At 52.3% G+C, this 3,240-nt stretch carries 3 protein-coding genes; all 3 read left to right on the top strand.

Annotation, left to right across the window (positions count from 1 at the left end; all coding sequences use genetic code 11):
• Positions 1 to 1,036: nitrilase-related carbon-nitrogen hydrolase (locus tag AC128V_RS06935; protein ID WP_482763942.1), on the top strand; the 1,036-nt coding region annotated here is incomplete at its 5' end.
• 8 nt (positions 1,037 to 1,044) lie between these two features.
• A complete protein-coding gene (locus tag AC128V_RS06930; protein ID WP_482763941.1) occupies positions 1,045 to 2,031 on the top strand; it encodes an agmatine deiminase family protein in 987 nt (328 codons plus the stop codon).
• Between the two features lie 225 nt (positions 2,032 to 2,256).
• Positions 2,257 to 3,240, top strand: a 984-nt coding sequence (locus AC128V_RS06925; protein ID WP_482763940.1) for a DegT/DnrJ/EryC1/StrS family aminotransferase, incomplete at its 3' end; no start/stop codon positions are given.

Genomic DNA, 3,240 nt, shown 5'->3' with positions numbered 1-3,240 from the left:
AGTACGAGGATCTGGTGAAGATTCTCGATTCCATGGAGTAATCATGAAGCTGACCATTGCCGAAAACCTTGAATCTCCAGCTCGTAAGTCAGCACCCGAACGCGCTGTGGTGAGAGTTGCCGCGGTGCAGGTCAGCTGGCGCAGTGACAAAAACGAACACCGCGCAAACCTAGAACTAGGCATTCGAAAAGCTTTTGAGGCGGGCGCGAAGATTGTTTTCCTACCTGAGCTTTCGCTATCTAGATACCCAGCCGATGTTTACCCCACCGGTGTTCCAAGCGACACTGCGGAGCCACTGGTTGGTGGCGAGACCTTTAGGTTTGTGGCGACCCTTGCAAAAGAACTGGGTATTTTCATTCACGCGTCACTCTACGAGGCAACTGGCTTTGCAGATGGCAGAGGTCTAAACACCGCAATCGTGATTGATGACCACGGTCAACTAGTGGGTAAAACACCGAAGCTTCACATTCCAGTGACCGAAGGGTACTTCGAGGACAAGTACTTCCAAGAGGGTCCAAACAAAGATCCATACCCAACCTACGAATTAGGCCTGCCTGGCACTCCTTCACTTGGCCTTCCAACCTGTTGGGACGAGTGGTTCCCTGAGGTTGCTCGCGCGTATGGACTGGCTGGAGCAGACATCCTTTGCTACCCAACTGCGATTGGCTCTGAGCCAGACCATCCAGATTTCGACACCGAGCCGCTTTGGCGTCAGACCATTATTGGACACGCCATCGCAAATGGGCTTTTCATCGTGGTGCCAAACCGCTGGGGTAATGAGGGAATCCTCAACTTCTACGGTTCGAGCTTCATCGTCGACCCATACGGTCGCATCTTGGCCCAGGCTGCCAGAGAGGGCGATGAGGTATTGGTTGCCGATCTGGATCTTGACCAGCGCCGCGACTGGTTAGAGCTCTTTCCATTTTTTGGCACCCGAAGACCAGACACCTATGTTCCACTCACTGCTCCCCGTGTCAATGAGCGAACCGAGAGTGGCAAAGGCGTAAACGGTGGGATTCCGGGGCTAATCAAATGACCTGGAGAATGCCACCCGAGTGGGAGAAGCATGAGCGCACCTGGCTAGCATTCCCAACCTCCGGCTACACCCTGGGTGATACCGAGGGCGAACACGAAGCCGCAAGATCCACCTGGGCAAATGTTGCCAATCAGGCAAGCGAGTTTGAAAAAGTCACCGTGGTGGTAAACCCAGGTGATGAATCAATTGCAAAGAAATATCTCTCCGGTCAAATTGAACTCATGCCAATCCCAATCGATGACGCCTGGATGAGAGACTCTGGTCCAACCTTCGTTACCGACAATGGCAAATTAGGCGCGGTGAACTGGGTCTTCAACGGTTGGGGCGCCCAAGGCTGGGCTGAGTTTGCCAAAGACGCCAAGCTCGCAAGTGCTATTGCCCAAGAATCTGGTGCTACTCGGATTGACTCCGAAATGGTGAATGAAGGTGGAGGTATTCACATCTCCGGCGATGGAACTGTCTTGCTCACCGAAACCGTTCAGCTTGGAAAAGGCAGAAACCCAACTTGGTCCAAGGACCAGGTTGAGCAGGAGATTCATCAAAAACTCGGCACCAGCAAAGCAATTTGGCTAAAACGAGGACTAACTCGTGACTACGAGGAGTTTGGCACCCAGGGCCACGTCGACATCGTGGCATGTTTTGCCCCTGCCGGTCGAGTGCTGTATCACGATCAAAGAAACCCAAACCACCCGGACTACTTAGTTTCCTCCGAGGTTCGTGAAACTTTTATTCGCGCCGGAATTGAAGTTTTATCAATCCCTGCTCCAGACACACTTCGCGATGGAGAGGGTCTTGTGGACTACAGCTACATCAATCACTACGTGCTCAATAACGCCGTGTTGCTTGGTTCTTTTGAAGATCCGCGGGACAAAGAGGCCAAGGCAATCCTGCGCGATGTCTATCCAGGTAGGGAAATTGTGCTGGTTGATGCCAAAGAGTTATTTAAACGTGGTGGTGGAATCCACTGTATTACGCAGCAGCAACCAGCTTTTTAGTTGTTAACTGGTTTAATACAACGGAAACAAAGTTGTGGTCGGATGTTCTTCGACTGATTTCCCCTACCCGAGAGGCAACAACAAGCAATGGTATTTAACTCACTCCGCAAGCGCTTTGCGCCTCAGCTTTGGAAAGCTCGCTAAAGAATTCATCAGAACTTTCTGTCCCTCAAAACACAATTGCCGTAATCTTTTGGCTTTGATTGATTTTGAAAGTGAGAGTGATTGTCCGAGCACGCTTTTGGCGCAGCCACACTGCTAGATCCAAATGACCCGATGGGGCTTAGAAGCTCCGCACCATTGCTAGACGCGTGGATTAGAGACATCACATCCGAGAGATATCCTTTCCAGATCCCAGGACATAAAGGCCGAACTGACCTAACGGGACCAATCGTTGATGGCGATATTCCGGTACTTCCAGGCAATCACCCAAATCGCATTAGCCCCTCAATGATTCTTGAGGCAGAGGCCCTGGCGGCCAAACTCTGGGGCGCAGATCTTTGCCGCTTTGGAGTAAACGGTTCCACCGGAACCAATCACGCAGCCGTGATGGCAGTTGCTGGCCCCGGCGATAAAGTCATCGTCTCGAGGACCCTCCACAAATCAGTTCTAGTTGGCATGGTTTACGCCGGAGTGATCCCGGTTTGGGTGAGACCGGAGATAAACCCAGCCACCGGATTGCCAGAGTACTTACGCTCCACTCGCCTGCGCGAGACTCTGGAGGCGCACCCAGACGCCAAGGCGGTTCTGATTGGTGAGCCGAGCTACGTGGGAACCATGTCGAACATCCCAAGACTTGCCGCTGCCTGCCATGACTTTGGTATTCCACTGGTTGTTGATGCCGCTTGGGCCGCTCATTTTGGATTCCACCCGGATCTGCCTAAGAATCCACTGGACGAGGGTGCGGACATTGTTGTCACCAGCGCTCACAAGACCCTACCCAGTTATTCGCAAGCCTCTTTCGTTTTGGCAAAGGGCGAATTTGTTGACCTACCAAGGCTAAATAAGACCTTTGATTCCACCCAGACCACCTCAATGTCGGGCCGAATCTTGGCTTCAATTGATGCTGCCCGCGCTCTGATGCAGCGCCACGGTCATGAGCTTTTGGCACCCGTTATTGAAGCAACCGCCAAAGGCAGACAAGCGCTGCGCGACGCTGGTATTCCAGTTATCGATGGCGAATACATTGATCCTCTCAAAATGGTCATT

It is taken from the genome of Aquiluna sp. (assembly GCF_965064355.1).
This window is presented reverse-complemented; position numbering and strand designations above follow the sequence as displayed.